Origin of the sequence: Glycomyces amatae (assembly GCF_020991375.1) — a bacterium.
GTDB lineage: Bacteria > Actinomycetota > Actinomycetes > Mycobacteriales > Micromonosporaceae > Glycomyces > Glycomyces amatae.
In genome coordinates this window covers 37,219-52,032 of the sequence record NZ_JAJLQZ010000024.1, presented here as the reverse complement: position 1 = coordinate 52,032, position 14,814 = coordinate 37,219, and the positions used below count along the sequence as shown (strand labels likewise).

At 73.1% G+C, this 14,814-nt stretch carries 17 protein-coding genes and 1 riboswitch; of the genes, 10 read left to right on the top strand and 7 right to left on the bottom strand.

What is annotated here, in order from left to right; all coding sequences use genetic code 11:
• The first annotated feature begins 9 nt into the window (after positions 1-9).
• Positions 10-1,260 (top strand): exo-beta-N-acetylmuramidase NamZ family protein, encoded by a 1,251-nt coding sequence (locus LO763_RS24805; RefSeq protein ID WP_230790373.1) that lies wholly within the window; start codon positions 10-12, stop codon positions 1,258-1,260.
• Between the two features lie 23 nt (positions 1,261-1,283).
• Positions 1,284-3,032, top strand: coding sequence for a serine hydrolase domain-containing protein (locus tag LO763_RS24800; protein WP_230790370.1), 1,749 nt, complete (start codon positions 1,284-1,286; stop codon positions 3,030-3,032).
• A 74-nt stretch (positions 3,033-3,106) separates the two neighbouring features.
• Here the strand turns inward: LO763_RS24800 and LO763_RS24795 are convergent, their stop codons facing one another.
• Positions 3,107-4,108, bottom strand: coding sequence for an SDR family oxidoreductase (locus LO763_RS24795; RefSeq protein ID WP_230790367.1), 1,002 nt, complete (start codon positions 4,106-4,108; stop codon positions 3,107-3,109).
• Between the two features lie 88 nt (positions 4,109-4,196).
• Positions 4,197-4,261, top strand: a riboswitch (guanidine-III (ykkC-III) riboswitch).
• Between the two features lie 14 nt (positions 4,262-4,275).
• On the opposite strand from LO763_RS24795, the gene LO763_RS24790 reads away from it, so the two are divergent.
• Positions 4,276-4,590, top strand: coding sequence for a DMT family transporter (locus LO763_RS24790; RefSeq protein ID WP_230790364.1), 315 nt, complete (start codon positions 4,276-4,278; stop codon positions 4,588-4,590).
• 1 nt (position 4,591) lies between these two features.
• Positions 4,592-4,951 carry a DMT family transporter gene (locus LO763_RS24785; protein ID WP_230790358.1) on the top strand — a complete coding sequence of 120 codons (360 nt, stop codon included), beginning with the start codon at positions 4,592-4,594 and terminating at the stop codon, positions 4,949-4,951.
• Here LO763_RS24785 and LO763_RS24780 read toward each other — a convergent pair.
• A complete protein-coding gene (locus LO763_RS24780) occupies positions 4,917-5,099 on the bottom strand; it encodes a hypothetical protein (protein WP_230790343.1) in 183 nt (60 codons plus the stop codon). The two genes, LO763_RS24785 and LO763_RS24780, sit on opposite strands and share 35 nt — an antisense overlap.
• A gap of 98 nt (positions 5,100-5,197) precedes the next feature.
• Between LO763_RS24780 and LO763_RS24775 the strand changes: the two genes are divergently transcribed.
• Entirely contained in the window at positions 5,198-5,845 is a 648-nt protein-coding gene (locus LO763_RS24775; protein ID WP_230790338.1) for a hypothetical protein, read from the top strand.
• 55 nt (positions 5,846-5,900) lie between these two features.
• Here the strand turns inward: LO763_RS24775 and LO763_RS24770 are convergent, their stop codons facing one another.
• Together LO763_RS24770 and LO763_RS24765 are read right to left on the bottom strand one after the other, a co-directional pair.
• Entirely contained in the window at positions 5,901-6,311 is a 411-nt protein-coding gene (locus LO763_RS24770; protein ID WP_230790335.1) for a VOC family protein, read from the bottom strand.
• Positions 6,312-6,364: 53 nt separating this feature from the next.
• The gene (locus tag LO763_RS24765; protein WP_230790330.1) at positions 6,365-7,033 is read right to left on the bottom strand and encodes a TetR/AcrR family transcriptional regulator C-terminal domain-containing protein; all 669 of its coding nucleotides are present in this window, start codon (positions 7,031-7,033) and stop codon (positions 6,365-6,367) included.
• A gap of 103 nt (positions 7,034-7,136) precedes the next feature.
• On the opposite strand from LO763_RS24765, the gene LO763_RS24760 reads away from it, so the two are divergent.
• The 3 genes from LO763_RS24760 (at position 7,137) to LO763_RS24750 (ending at position 9,321) form a co-directional block, all read left to right on the top strand.
• A complete protein-coding gene (locus tag LO763_RS24760; RefSeq protein ID WP_230790300.1) occupies positions 7,137-8,057 on the top strand; it encodes an alpha/beta fold hydrolase in 921 nt (306 codons plus the stop codon).
• A 95-nt stretch (positions 8,058-8,152) separates the two neighbouring features.
• Positions 8,153-8,941: a hypothetical protein gene (locus LO763_RS24755; protein ID WP_230790298.1), complete on the top strand. Its 789-nt coding sequence runs from the start codon at positions 8,153-8,155 to the stop codon at positions 8,939-8,941.
• Between the two features lie 119 nt (positions 8,942-9,060).
• Positions 9,061-9,321, top strand: coding sequence for a hypothetical protein (locus LO763_RS24750; protein WP_230790296.1), 261 nt, complete (start codon positions 9,061-9,063; stop codon positions 9,319-9,321).
• 28 nt (positions 9,322-9,349) lie between these two features.
• On the opposite strand, the gene LO763_RS24745 is transcribed toward LO763_RS24750, so the two are convergent.
• The 3 genes from LO763_RS24745 to LO763_RS24735 are packed head-to-tail and all read right to left on the bottom strand — an operon-like array spanning position 9,350 to position 10,721.
• A complete protein-coding gene (locus LO763_RS24745; protein ID WP_230790293.1) occupies positions 9,350-9,607 on the bottom strand; it encodes a hypothetical protein in 258 nt (85 codons plus the stop codon).
• 2 nt (positions 9,608-9,609) lie between these two features.
• Positions 9,610-10,080 carry a DUF2269 family protein gene (locus tag LO763_RS24740; RefSeq protein ID WP_230790290.1) on the bottom strand — a complete coding sequence of 157 codons (471 nt, stop codon included), beginning with the start codon at positions 10,078-10,080 and terminating at the stop codon, positions 9,610-9,612.
• Positions 10,077-10,721, bottom strand: a complete 645-nt coding sequence (locus LO763_RS24735) for a DJ-1/PfpI family protein (protein WP_369432080.1) — start codon at positions 10,719-10,721, stop codon at positions 10,077-10,079. The genes LO763_RS24740 and LO763_RS24735 overlap by 4 nt, the downstream gene beginning before the upstream one ends.
• Before the next feature lie 161 nt (positions 10,722-10,882).
• Here LO763_RS24735 and LO763_RS30140 point away from each other — a divergent pair, with 161 nt between their 5' ends.
• Together LO763_RS30140 and LO763_RS24725 are read left to right on the top strand one after the other, a co-directional pair.
• Positions 10,883-11,821: a GlxA family transcriptional regulator gene (locus LO763_RS30140; protein WP_230790282.1), complete on the top strand. Its 939-nt coding sequence runs from the start codon at positions 10,883-10,885 to the stop codon at positions 11,819-11,821.
• Positions 11,822-12,061: 240 nt separating this feature from the next.
• On the top strand, positions 12,062-14,779 hold the full coding sequence (locus LO763_RS24725; protein WP_230790280.1) for a pectate lyase family protein: 2,718 nt from the start codon (positions 12,062-12,064) through the stop codon (positions 14,777-14,779).
• Positions 14,780-14,814 lie beyond the last annotated feature (35 nt).

Below are 14,814 nucleotides of genomic sequence, written 5' to 3'. Positions count from 1 at the left end.
GAGGACGACATGCAGCGCAGAAGACTCCTCGGCGGCGCCGTCGCCGGGACCGCCCTCGCCGCCACCGCGGCCGCCGTCCCGGCCCAGGCGCGCGGGCGCCGGGTCGCCACGGGCATCGAGGTCCTCGCCGACGACGACTTCGCCGAACTCGCCGGCCAGAAAGTCGGCGTCGTCTCGAACCCGACCGGCGTGCTCCCGGACCTGAGCCACGAGGTGGACCTCATGCACGGCAGCGGGAAGGTCGACGTCGTGGCCGTGTTCGGCCCCGAGCACGGCTTCCGCGGCGTCTCGCAGGCGGGCGAGGGCGAGGACTTCTTCCTCGACCCGAAGACCGGCATCCCGGTCTACAACGCGTACAACGACAAGGACCGGATGGCCGAGCTCCTGGCCGAGGCCGGGGTCGAGACCCTGGTCTTCGACATCCAGGACGTCGGCTCGCGGTTCTACACCTACATCTGGACCATGTACCTCGCGCTGGAGGCGGCCGGGGAGCTGGGCCTGCGGTTCGTCGTGCTCGACCGGCCCAACCCGATCGGCGGCCGGGCCGCGAGCGGCCCGGTGCTCCACCCCGAGCACGCGACGTTCGTGGGCCTCAAGCCGATCGCGCAGCGCCACGGCATGACCGTGGGCGAGCTGGCGGGGCTGTTCAACGCCGAGTTCGTGCCCGAGCCCGCCGACCTCACCGTCGTGAGGATGCGCGGGTGGAAGCGGGACATGTACTTCGAGGACACCGGCCTGCCGTGGGTCGCGCCCTCCCCCAACATGCCCACGGTCGCGACCGCGGTCGCCTACCCGGGGACGTGCCTGTTCGAGGCCACCGCGCTCTCGGAGGGGCGGGGCACGACCAAGCCGTTCGAGCTGCTCGGCGCGCCCGGCGTCGACCACGCGTGGTCCGAGGCGGTCCAGGGCCTGCCGGGGACCCGGTTCCGCGAGGCCTACTTCACGCCGACGTTCTCCAAATGGGCCTCGGCGGTGTGCGGCGGCGTCGAGCTCCAGGTGACCGACCGGAGGGAGTTCGACCCGATCCGGACGGGCCTGGCGATGATCATCGAGCAGCGCCGCCTGTTCCCCGAGTACGGGTGGCGCTCGCAGGACGTCACCTCGTTCTGGCTGGACAAACTCACCGGCAACCAGGCGGTCCGCCTCGCGATCGAGGCCGGGGCGGACATCGACGAGGTCACACCTTTGTGGACTGACGAACTGGATGCGTTTTCCGAGCAAAGAGAGTCGCACTTGCTCTATCGCCGCACCGCTCAGTGATGGCACGATAACCAGGAGACACGATGCAGCGTCGAACCATGCTCGGGGGCGCGGCGGGGGCGATCTGTTCGGCGCTCGCGCTCGCCTCCCGCGCCAACGCCGAGGAGCTCCCCTCCATGCCCGAACTGACCGGCCCGCCGACAGCCGGACCCTACGACGTGACCTTCCCCGAACACCCGATGCGACTGCGGTACGGCTCCTGCGGCGAGGCCCGCCTCACCGCCGCGCACCTCGACCGGATCGCGCCCGGCCTGGAGGCCTTCACCGCCGGCCCGGCCCCCTCCTTCCCCGGCTACACCGTCCTGGCCGCCCGCCACGGCGTCGTCGCCCTGCACGAGGCGGGGGGCCACCGGCTCCGGTACGAGGGCTGGGACGAGGCGGCGAAGACCGCCGTCGAACTGCCCGAGGACCGGTGGGAGCCCGCCGAGAAGGACACCGTCTACGACCTCGCCTCCATCTCGAAGCTGTTCACCGCCACCGTCACCGGGAGCCTCATCGACGAGGGCCTGATCGACCTCAAGAGCCCCGTCGTGGAGCACCTGCCCGAGTTCGACTCCTTCGACCCCGAGAAGAGCCCGATCACCTTGGGGCACCTGTTGTCCCACACCTCCGGGATGATCGCGTTCATCAACCTCTACGACGAGCCCGACGAGCAGTCCCGCATGGCGGCGATCTACGCCCACCCGCTGCGGCGCCCGCCCGGCAGCGGCTACGAGTACTCCGACCTCAACCTCATCGTCCTGGCGAAGGTCCTGGAGGCCGCGGCCGGGAAGCCGCTGGACCGGCTGGTCGACGAGCTCGTGTGCGAACCGCTCGGGCTCAAGGACACCGGTTACAACCCGCCGGACCCCGGGCGCACCGCGGCCACGGAGTTCCAGCCGTGGACCGGGCGCGGCATGGTCCGCGGCGAGGTGCACGACGAGAACGCGTGGGCCTTCGGCGGCGTCGCCGGGCACGCGGGCGTCTTCGCGACCGCCTGGGACCTGGCCGTGTTCGGCCAGATGATCCTCAACGGCGGCCGCTACCGGGGCGCCGAGGTCCTCACCGAGTCCACCGCGCGGCTGGTCTTCACCGACCAGAACGCCGGGATGGGCGAGAGCGCCGCCCGGGGCCTGGGCTGGCAGCTGGGGCAGCGCTGGTACATGGACGCGATGAGCTCGCCGGTCACGGTGGGCCACACCGGGTACACCGGCACGTCGCTCGTGCTCGACCCGCTGGCCGGGACGCTGCTGGTGCTCCTGACCAACCGCGTGCACCCGACCCGCAACTGGGGCACCGCGAGCGCCTACCGGCGGGCGGCGAGCCGCCCGATGGGCCGGGCGGTGCCGGTGCGCCCGCGCACGGGCGGCCACGCCTGGTACTCGGGGCAGGTCGACGGCGCGTCCGCGACGCTGACGGCTGCGCTGCCGACCGCGAGCCTGGGCGCCGAGGCCGAGTTCGCGCTCTGGTACGACACCGAGGCCACCGACGAGGCGGCGCTGGAGGCGAGCCCGGACGGGCGGGACTGGGCGCCCGTGCCGCTGGACCTGCGCACCGACGACCACCACTGGCGGACCGAGGGGGCCTTCTCGGGCTTCTCGGGGCGCCAGTGGATCAAGGCCCGCGCGCGGGTGCCCGACGGCACCCTGCGGCTGCGGTGGCGGTACACGAGCGACCCGGCCTACCAGGGCCGGGGCGTGTACGTCGACAAGGTGAAGGTCCGCGAGGGCCGGTCCGTGGTGCACGACGGCACGGGCCTCGAGGCGGACGGCTGGGAGCTCGTGCGGGACTGACGGCGTGGGGGCGGCGGCCGGGGACCGGAGTCCGGTTCCCGGCCGCCGCGCGTTTCAGGGCCGTCCGGGGGGCGTCACAGGGGCCGGGGCGCGTAGCGCTCGGCCAGGCGGTCCATCAGGGCGTCCGTCTCGGCGTCGGCGACCTGGTGCTCGGGGTGGGCGTCGTACCAGGCGAGCACCTCGCGCGCGCCCAGCTTGTACGGAGTGGTGCTCCGCCCGAACTCGGGGACGAGGGCCTTGACCTTCGCGTTGTCGAAGACCATCGAGTGGGCCTTGTCGCCGAGGAGCCCCGCGCCCCAGTTCGCGTCCGCGGCGGCGATGGCGTCGGAGGGCACGTGGACCAGCTCCGGGTCGTCCACGCCCGCGGCGTCGGCGACGTGGCGGAAGATCTGGTTCCAGGTGGGCGCCTCGTCGCCGGTGATGTGGAAGGCCTCGCCGATCGCCGCCTCCTTGCCGAGCAGGCCGGTGAAGCCGACCGCGAAGTCGCGGCTGTGGGTGATGGTCCACAGCGAGGTGCCGTCGCCGTGCACGATGACGGGCTTGCCCTTGCGCATGCGGTCGACGACGGTCCAGCCGCCGTCGAACGGCAGCATGGTCTCGTCGTAGGTGTGGGAGGGCCGGATGATCGTCGCCGGGAAGTCCGCGTCGCGGTAGGCGGCGACGAGCAGCTCCTCGCAGGCGATCTTGTCGCGCGAGTACTGCCAGAAGGGGTTCTTCAGCGGCGTGGACTCGGTGACAGGCAGGCGCGCGGGCGGGGTCTGGTAGGCCGAGGCGGAACTGATGAACAGGTACTGGCCGGTGCGCCCGGCGAACAGGTCGATGTCGCGCTTCACCTGCGCGGGCGTGAAGTTGACCCAGTTGACGACCGCGTCGTAGGTCGCGTTCCCGAGCGCGTCGCGGACCGCCTGCGGGTCGTTGACGTCGGCGGTGACGGTGTCCACGCCGGGGGGCAGCGCCCGCTCGCCGGTCCTGCCCCGGTTGAGGACGGTGACGTCCATGCCCTGGCGGACCGCCTCCCGCACGCACGAGGTGGAGATCCGGCCGGTACCGCCGATGAACAGCACGCTGACGCTCACGTGAAACCCCTTTCAAGTCGAAGACGGTCCCACCCTACTCGGCGGTCCCGGTTCCCCGCCGGAGTCGAGAGCGGTTGCTAGCATTGGCGCGGGGCCCGGCGATCGGGCCCGCGGACGAGGGAGCTGTACCCGCACCACGACAAGACGGCCACGGAATCGAGGTCGCCATGGCATGGATCGTGCTGATCGCAGCGGGGATGATGGAGGCCGTCTGGGCCACCGCGCTCTCCGCCTCCGACGGTTTCAAGCGGCTCCGGCCCGCCCTCCTGTTCTTCATCGCGCTCGCGCTGAGCATGGCCGGCCTGGCCTGGGCGATGACCTCCCTGCCCACCGGCACCGCCTACGCGGTGTGGGTCGGCGTCGGCGCGTCCCTGACCGTGGTGTGGGGCCTCTGGCGGGGCGAGGAGCGGCTCACGCTCGCTCGGTCGCTGCTGCTGCTCCTCCTGATCGGCTCGGTCGTGGGCCTGAAGGCGGTGAGCTGACGTGCCGTCGGCGATCCTGCTCGCCAGCGCCGTGCTCGAGGCCGTCTGGGCCACCGCGCTCGGCCGGTCGGACGGGCTCAGCGAGCCCGTCCCGACCGTCGTGTTCTTCGCCGCCCTGACCGGCAGCATGATCGGGCTCGGCCTGGCCGCGAAGCACCTGCCGATCGGCACCGCCTACGCGGTGTGGGTCGGGGTGGGCGCGGCCCTGACGGTGGCGTACGCGATGGCCACGGGGGCCGAGGACGTCTCGGTCGGCAAGGTCGTCTTCCTGGCCGGCGTCATCGGCGCCGTCATCGGGCTGAAGCTCGTGTCGAACGGGTCCGAGGCTAGCGGAACACGCGGCGGCGCCGGAGGCGCTTGAAGGACCGGTGCTCGCCGCTGACGGCGGCGCCGACCGCGAACCCGATGAGTCCCAGCAGCAGCGCCAAGAGCACGCCGAGGCCCCCGCCCGCGACGATCGCGACGGCCAGCAGCATGCCGGCCAGGAGCCCGGTGAAGGACGCTCGCATGGCGTCTCCCTTCGTCGACTCCACTGTGGCTACCCGGTGGCGGGCGTTCGAACCGCGCTCGGCCGGGCCGGCGGGACGCGGCGGGCATAATCGGGCCGGTGCGCACACCTGATCCCGCCGTCCCGTGGGGGCGGCCCGTCGTGGCGTCGATCCCGCTGCCCCCGTTCGCGTCCCCGGCCGAGCACCAGCGCTTCACGCGGGCCCTCCAGCTGCATGTGGCGCTGGTGGACGACGCCGCGCCCTCGCTCGCGGCGAAGGTCCTCGGCGAGCAGCTCGCGGCGCAGGGGCGGGGGGCGGACCTGACGCCGTTCGAACTCGGCACGGCCATGGCCACGTACTTCCCCGCGCCGTGGACCCCCGGAGCGCTCGCGGCGGCGCTGGCGCAGGGGCGGCGCGACGCGCCCCGCCTCCTCGAGGACGGGCGCTGGAGCTGGCTCTACGACCCCGACTTCACCGCCGCGCCGCGCGAGGGCGGCGGCTGGGAGGTCGAGCGGCACGAGCGCGGCTCCCGCCGCGCCGAAGCGGTCCTGGAATCGGAAGGCGACCTGGTCCTGATGTGGATGGACCACTTCCACAGCCACTTCGACTACCCGTACGGGTGGCGGGTGGACGAGCCGGACCTCGACGCGTTCGCCGCGGCGGCGCGGGCGGTCCGCGCGGCGCACGCCGTCGACGCCGCGAGGCCGTACCTGGCGAACTGGCGCGCCGAACGCGAAGCGGCCCTGGGAGCGCCGGCCGCGGACTGAGCGGTCCGGTCCCGCCGGAGGGGCCGCGGACCCGTCCGGCGGGACCGCCGCCGGTTCAGGCGAGTTCGCTGATGCGGACCATGTTGCCCGCCGGGTCGCGGAAGGCGCAGTCGCGCACGCCCCACGGCTGGTCGGTCGGCTCCTGGACGACCTCGGCGCCGCGGGCGACGGCCTGCTCGAAGACGGCGGTGAGATCGGCGGCGGCGAGGTTGACCCCCGCGTAGGTGCCCTTGGCCATCATCTCGGCGATGACGCGCTTCTCGTCGTCGGTGACGCCGGGGTCGGCGGCGGGCGGGTGGAGCACGATGGAGGTGCCGGGCTGGCCGGGAGGGCCGACGGTGATCCAGCGCATGCCGTCGTAGCCGACGTCCTTGCGGACCTCGAAGCCGAGGATGTCGCGGTAGAACGCCAGGGCGGCGTCCGGGTCGTCCTGCGGGAGGAAGCTCGATTGAATGGTGATGTCCATGCCCGCAACGGTATGGCGGGGGCGCGGCCCGGGGCTTCTCGATTCCTGACCGATCAGACCAGTCCGGTGAGGACGCGGGAGACGACCCGGTCGAAGGCCTCGCCGGGGCCCTCGGGCGGGGCCGGGGCGGGGTCGGCGAGCGCGGCGGCCAGGTGCGGGCGGCGCCCTTCGGCGGCGAGGCGGGCGAGCGCCGCGGGGCCCGCGGCGTCCCGGTCCGCGCCGGCGGTCTCGGCGCGGACGAGCATCACGACCAGGGCGTTGAGCACGCCTATCGCCTCGAACTTGGTGCGGGTGTCGGTCTCGGCGGATTCGAGGACGCCGAGGGCGCGGTCGAGGTAGTCGGCGGCGTTGGGGCCGAGCGGGCGGGGCGTCTCGGCGACCTCCAGGAGCCAGGGGTGGCGCAGGAGCATGCGGCGGCTCTCGCGGGCGAGGGCGAGCAGTCCGGCGAGCCAGTCCCCCGCGGGCGCGGCCTCGCCGTCGATCTCGCCGTAGGCGGCGTCGGCCATGAGCTCGACCAGTTCGTCGCGGGTGCGGACGTAGCGGTAGAGCGAGGCCGGGCCGGTGCCGAGGGCCGCGGCGACCGCGCGCATGGTCACGGCGGCCAGGCCGTCCGCGTCGGCGAGCGCCAGGGCGGCCGCCGCGATCCGGTCGAGGTCGTGCTCGGGCGCGGGGCCGCGGCGCCCGCGCCGCGGCCGCTCCCAGACGCCCGGTGACTGCTCCACGATGTCTCCTTCCACACCGACCCCTTTTCTGCGAACGACGTGTGCAGTATAGTGGCGGCAAGATACTGCGAACATCGATCGCAGTAAAAGGAGGGAAACCGCCATGGACCGCGACACGACACGACGGGGACGCGCCGGCTGGACGGCCACCGCGTACGCCCGGAACGGCGGGGCCGACCTGGCCTACGACCGCCGCGAGGGCGCCGGGTCCGAGCCGCTGCTGCTCATCATGGGCCTGGCCACGTCGCGGTTCTGGTGGCCCGAGGGGCTGTGCGACGCGTTCACCGGGGCGGGGTTCGACGTCGCGCGGTACGACCAGCGCGACGCGGGCGAGTCCTCCCGCATGGCCGAGACCGCCGTGGCCAATCCGTTCAAGGCGCTGCTGCGGCGCCAGGGGTCGCCGTACACCGCCGAGGACATGGCCGACGACGCCGCCGCGGTGATGGACGCGCTCGGCTGGGAGCGGGCGCACCTCTTCGGACACTCGCTGGGCGGGGCCGTCGCGCAGCGGGTCGCGCTGCGCCACCCGGACCGGACGCTCAGCGTCACGTCCTCGGGCGCGGCCCCCAGCGACGCGGCCGGGCTCGGCGTCCTGCGCCACCTGCGGTTCGGGCTCCTGGCGAAGCTCGCGCGGACGCGGTTCCCGGAGGGCCGCGAGGGCGACGTCCAGGCCTCGCTCGCCGTCTGGCGCGGGATCGCCTCCCCCGCCTACCCGTTCGACGAGGCGGCCGCGCGCGCGTGGATCGAGTCCGAGGTCGACAGCGGGCCGAGGGACGCGAAGGCGCAGAGCCGCCAGATCGGGGCGCAGTGGAGCGGCCCGCGGCTGCGGGAGCTCAAGGCGCCCATGCTGGTGCTGCACGGCGAGGCCGACCCGATCCTCAGGGTCGGCGCGGCGCGGGCGACCGCGGGGGCGGTCGAGGGCTCCCGGCTGGTGACGTTCCCGGGCGTGGGCCACGACCTCCCGGAGGCGATCTGGCCGCGGATCGCGGCGGAGGTGCGGCGGAACGCCGCGAGAGGCCGATGAGGGACGCCGGTTTCGAGCGCTGGGCGCTCGGCGTGCACCGGCTGGCCGCGCAATTGCGATTGACGCCCCGGAGCGGGCGCGGCTACGGTCGGCCGGTGCAGACGCCGACCGAAGACGTCCTCGCCGCGTTCGGCGCGAGCGGCGGGCCCCGGCCGCTCGACGGCGGCCAGGGCCGGACCTGGCTCGCGGGCGCGACCGTGCTCAAACCGGTGGACCTCGCGGTCGAGTCGCGGTGGCGCGCCTCGGTGCTCGACGCGCTGCCCGAGACGGACCGGCTGCGGATCGCCCGCCCCGTCCGCGCCGCCTCGGGCGACTGGGTGCACGGCGGCTGGGAGGCCTCGCGCCACGCCGCGGGCCGGACCGACCCGACGCGGTGGGACGAGGCCCTCGAAGTGGGCGACGCGTTCTGCGAAGCGCTCGCCGCCGTGCCGAAACCGTCCTTCCTGGACGAGCGCGACAACCGGTGGACCCGGGCCGACCGCGCCGCCTGGGACCTGGCGGCGAGCGCGGACGAACCGCTCCTCGACCGCCTCATGCGGGCCCGGACGCCCGTCGCGGCCGATTCGCAGCTCGTCCACGGCGACCTGCTCGGCAACCTCCTCTACGAGCCCGGCCTGCCGCCCGCGGTCATCGACTGGGCGCCGTACTGGCGCCCGGCGGCGTGGGCCGCGGCGGTCACGGTGGTCGACGCGCTCTGCTGGCACGGCGCCGACGCGGCCCTGGTGGAGCGCGGGTCCCGGCGGGAGCAGTGGCCGCAGCTGCTCCTGCGGGCCCTGCTGTTCCGCATGGCCACCGACCGGGAGGCGGTCCGAGAGGGCGGCGGAGCCTGGCGGCCGCACCCGGCGCACGGGCCGGTCGCGGACCTGGTGCTCGCGGCCGTCTGAAGCCGCTCCGCGCCGGACACGCGCGCACCGGAGCTGCGCGACGGGCCGCCCCGCGGCTACCGTTGTGAGTGTCCACCATGTGGCGCAACGACCCTCGAAACAGTGAAGGACCACTGCTCATGGCCAGTACCGCAGAGATCAAGGCGCAGATCCAGGCAGCGATCGAACAGGCGAACGAGGCATCGGGGGCGATCGGCTCGTCGATGACCCAGCTGGAGACCGCGGTGGCCTCCGGCATGGAGGCCACCCAGGAGACCTCGAGCTCGCTCCCGCCCGAGGCGATCGGCCAATGGCAGCAGGCGCGCGAGCGCCTCGAAGAGGTCCTCGGCCTCATCCAGGCCGCCAACGGCACCTTCGAGCAGTACATGAACACCATCTGAACGGGCCCCGGCCTGCGGCCGGGCCCGTTCAGGGCGTCCGCGGCGGAATGCCGCGGGCGGCCAGCAGCCCGCCGGCCCCGGGTATCAGCGCCAGGAGCCAGACCCGGTGGCGGCCGGCCGCCAGCAGCGCGGCGGCGACGACGGTGCCGGTGTAGACGAGGCCGTGGAGCGGGCCGACGACGTCGGTGACCACGGGGTGGTGGACGGTGCCCAGGTTCAGCAGCATCAGGGCGAGCGTCGCCAGTTCGGCGGTTCCTGCGATGTGGAGGATGCGGCGCGGGTCCACGGTCAGACTCCCGTCGTCGAGCCGGGCCGGTAGATCATCAGGACGACCACGATCGCCCAGAGCAGGTTGAAGACGCCCGCGTGCATCGCGAGCCGGCCGGACGGCGGCGCGGCGCCGTCCTCCTCGGCGGCGGCGCCGAGGTCCGCGAGGGCGCGGCGCTGGGCGGGGAGGACCAGGGCGATGAGGACCGCCGCCGCCCCGGCGGTGAGGACCATCGAGGCGATGAGCCACGCGTCGCCGAGGACGCCGAGGCTCGCGCCCGTGGCGAGGCCGAAGACGGGGACGACCGCGCCGATCGTCGCGTAGACGCGCGTGACGCGGTGCAGCACGGCGGCCGCGGCGGCCTTGCGCGCGTTCGCCGGGTCCTGCGCGGCGGCCCGCCACGCCGGAGGGAACATGCTGGCGGCGACGGCGACCGGGCCGACGGTCAGGATCGCGGCGAGGACGTGGACGGAGAGCAGGAACGCGGTCACCGGCCGGCCCGCTTCCCGTCGGGGCGCCGCCAGGCGGTGCCGCGGCGCTCGTACTCGAAGAGCTCCTCGACCGCGAGGGCGGCCTGCGGCCCGAAGTCGCGGTCCAGGAGGTGGAGGGCGAGGTCGAGGCCCGAGGTGACGCCTCCAGCGGTGACGAGGTCGCCGTCGTCCACGACGCGGGCGCGCACGACGCGCGCCCCGGCGGCCTCGAGCATGGCGAGGCCCATCGCGTTCGTGGTGGCGCGGCGCCCCGCGAGGAGCCCGGCCATGGCCAGCGCCAGCGAGCCGCCGCAGACGGTCGCGACCGTCACCGCCGGGTCGTCGACGACGCGGCGCAGGAGCGGCGCGGCGGCGCCGGAGGCGAAGCGCGCCAGGAGGTCCGGGATCGTGTCCGCGCCGGGTTCGGGGGCCGCGGGCCCGGAGGCGCCGGGCACGACGACGTAGGCCGCGGTCGGGTCCAGCGCCGCGGTGGCGGTCAGGGAGACGCCCGGGGTGCCGGAGGCGACCTGGCGCGGGCCCTCCGCGGTCACGAGCGCGACGTCGAGCCGACCGAGGCGCTCGTTCGCGGCGGTGAGGACTTCGAGCGGGGCGACCACGTCGAGCGGGTCGAAGCCGTCGAAGAGCACGAATTGGGCGCGGATGTCGTCCATGGTGTTCCTTCCTTCAGGAGGTGCCACCATGTTCGCCCGGCGCCCCCGGGATCGTCAGTGTCCGTCTCGCCAACTTCCTCCTGGATCCGGCCATCGCCGCGACGACCGGTCCGGCCGTCTCGGAGCGCCGGTCGACCGGCTAGCATCGGGTCGTGCACACCGTCGCCGTGCTCTCGCTCGAGGACTCGATAGCGTTCGATCTGGCCACGCCGGTCGAGGTCTTCGGGCGCGTCCGCCTGCCCGACGGGCGGCCCGGCTACCGGGTCGTCGTCGCCGGGGAGGCGCCCGTCGTGTCGGCCGGTCCGCTCCGCATCGCCACCGACGCGGGGCTGGAGGCGTGCGAGCGCGCCGACCTGGTCGTCGTGCCCGGGCGCAACGAGCCGACCCGGCCGACCGCGCCCGCCGTGCTCGACGCGCTCCGCGAGGCGGTGGAGCGCGGCTCGCGCGTCGCCTCGATCTGCGTGGGCGCGTTCACGCTCGGGGAGGCGGGCCTGCTGGAGGGCAGGGAGGCGACGACGCACTGGCTCGCCTCGGACGAGCTCGCCCGCCGCCACCCCGGCGCCCGCGTCGACCCTGACGTGCTCTACACCGACAACGGCGACGTCCTCACCTCGGCGGGCGCGGCGTCCGGCCTGGACCTGTGCCTCCACATCGTGCGGTCCGACTACGGGGTGGCCGTGGCGGCCGACGCCGCGCGCCTGGCGGTGACGCCGCTCCAGCGCACGGGGGGCCAGGCGCAGTACATCCTCCGCAACCGGCCGACCTGTCAGACCGCGACGCTCGAGCGGGTCCTGGCGTGGATCGAGGAGCACGCGCACCGCGGCCTCTCGCTGGCCGACATCGCCGCGGCGGCGGGGCTCAGCCCCCGGACGCTCACGCGGCGCTTCGCCGCCGAGACGGGGCAGAGCCCGATCCAGTGGCTCGGGGGCGTGCGCATCCGCCACGCCCAGGAGCTGCTGGAGACCACCGACCACACCGTCGAGCGGATCGCCGCCAGGACGGGGTTCCCCAGCGTCTCCAACTTCCGCGCCCAGTTCGCGCAGACCGTGGGCGTGACGCCGGGCGCCTACCGGAGGGCGTTCCGGACCTGACGGCCCCCGCACGGTCTGCCCCTCAGGGCCGTTCAGCTGGCGTTTCGAGCGCTTCAGCAACCGCTGGCCGCCTGGCGGGGCACCTCCCGGGACCACTGCGCCACGGGGTTCGCCGTGACCGGCGGCGGAAAAATTCGAACTTCTAGGCAATCGGTTGCAGATTTCCCTTGACTCCTTGAAAGCCCTTGCCTTAAATTCATTCAAATACCTCAATGTCTCCCTCAAGAGAGGTACTCAATGATGAGACGAAAACTCCTACTCAGAGTCGGAACGGCGGTCGCGACCGCGGCCGTCGTGGTCGCGGGCGTCGCGCTGTCGATGACGACGGCCGCGGCGCAGACCACCGGGGCCACCGGTTACGCGACCCAGAACGGCGGGACCGACGGCGGCGCCGGCGGACAGGTCGTCCAGGCCAGCTCCGGCACCGACATCCACGAGGCCCTGTGCAACCGGGCCTCCACGGACACACCGGTCATCATCCAGGTGTCGGGCACCATCAACCACGGCAACACCAGCGACGTCGACGGCGACAGCTGCGACACCGCCGACGACGTCATCGAGCTCAAGGGCGTCAGCAACATCTCGATCATCGGCGTGGGCGGCGGGGCCACCTTCGACCAGATCGGCATCCACATCCGCGACTCCAGCAACATCATCATCCAGAACGTCACGGTCAAGAACGTCAAGAAGTCGGGCTCGCCCACTTCGAACGGCGGCGACGCGATCGGCATGGAGAGCGGGGTCCGCAACGTCTGGGTCGACCACGTCACCCTGGAGGCCTCGGGCGGCGAGTCCGAGGGCTACGACGGCCTCTTCGACATGAAGAACGACACGAAGTACGTCACCCTGTCGTACAGCATCCTGCGGGGCTCCGACCGCGGCGGCCTCATCGGCTCCGGCGACAGCGACACCGACAACAGCTTCGTCACGTTCCACCACAACCTGTACGACAACCTCAAGTCCCGCGTGCCGCTCCTGCGCGCCGGCACGGCCCACACCTACAACAACCACTTCACGGGCATCTGGGACTCCGGCATCAACTCCCGGGTCGGCGCCAAGGTCAAGGTGGACAACAACTACTTCGAGGACTCCAAGGACGTCCTGGGCACCTACTACACCGACTCGATGGGCTACTGGCAGGTCAGCGGGAACGTCTTCGACAACGTGACCTGGTCGGCCGAAGGCAGCGACAGCCACCCCGCCGGCCCGAACCCGACCTCGACCACCACGGTCAGCATCCCGTACTCGTACCCGCTCGACCAGGCCAGCTGCGTGCCGTCCATCGTGGCGGAGACCGCGGGCGCCAACAAGGGCCTGAAGGTCTCGGACGGGAACTGCTCAGCAGAGACGCCGTCGGAGGACCCGGACGACCCCACCACCGACCCCGACGACCCGACCACCGACCCCGGTGAGGAGCCCGGCGGCGAGAACCTGAGCCTCAGCTCCGACGCGGGCGCCGACGGCTCCGGCAAGGCGAGCGGCACCAGCTACGGCAACGTCATCGACGGGGACATGGGCACCTACTGGTCGCCGAGCGGCTCGACCGGGCGCGTCTCGGTCAAGTGGGACAGCGCCAAGACGGTGTCCGCCATCGTCATCCGCGAGGCGTCGGGCGCCGAGGGCAACATCGGCTCCTGGCAGGTGGTGAACCACGCCAACGGCGACGTGCTGGCCTCCGGCAGCGGCGCGGGGACCATCACCTTCTCCGCGACCTCGCTGAAGAAGATCAACTTCGTGATCACCAGCGCCAGCGGCACGCCCAGGATCGCCGAGTTCGAGACCTACGCGAGCTCGGCCCCCGGCGACGGCGACCCGACCGACCCCGACGACCCGACCACACCGCCGGACGACGACGACCCGACCGACCCGCCGGCGGGCGGCGACGAGCTCTACGTCGCCCCGAACGGCAGCTCGAACGCCTCGGGCACCCAGTCCGACCCGACCTCGCTGGTCTCGGCCATCGACCGGATCGACCCGGGCGGCAGGATCTACGTGCGGGGCGGGACCTACAACCTCTCCTCGACCGTGCACATCGAGCCGGGCAACGACGGCTCCTCCGGGAACCGCACCGAGCTCTTCGCCTACTCGGGCGAGACCCCCGTGCTGAACTTCTCGGCGCAGTCCGAGGACTCGGCCAACCGCGGCCTCGCCATCGGCGGCGACTGGTGGCACATCAGGGGCATCATCGTCGAGCACGCCGGCGACAACGGCATCCTGCTCGGCGGCAACAGCAACATCATCGAACGGGTCGTCACCCGCCACAACGCCGACACGGGCCTCCAGATCGCCCGGTACACCGCCGGGGCGCCCAGCAGCGAGTGGCCGTCGAACAACCTCATCCTCAGCTCGGAGTCGCACGACAACGTCGACTCCGACGGCGAGGACGCCGACGGCTTCGCCGCGAAGCTCACCTCCGGCGACGGGAACGTCTTCCGGTACTGCGTGGCCCACAACAACATCGACGACGGATGGGACCTCTACACGAAGGACGACACCGGCCCCATCGGCGAAGTGACCATCGAGGACTCGCTCTCCTACGACAACGGCACGCTCTCCAACGGCGGCCAGGCCGGCAACGGCGACCGCAACGGCTTCAAGCTCGGCGGCGAGGACATCGCCGTCGACCACACGGTCGTGCGGTCCATCGCGATCGACAACGGCAAGCACGGGTTCACCTACAACTCGAACCCGGGCTCGATGACGATCTCGAACAACCTCGCCATCGGCAACGGGGAGCGGAACTTCAACTTCGACGAGGGCAGCCACGTCTTCCGCGGCAACACCTCCTGCGACAGCGGCTCGAACGACCGCATCGTGGGCAACTCCGACAGCTCGAACCAGTGGGACACCGGCTCCAACGGGTCCCGGTGCTCCCAGTACTCCGGCAGCCTCGGCTGGAGCTTCGGCTCCGGCGGCGCGCTGACGGTGACGCTGGGCGGCGACGTGGTCGACCTGTGACCGACCCGGTCGGCGGTCCGTGAGGCGCCGCCGAC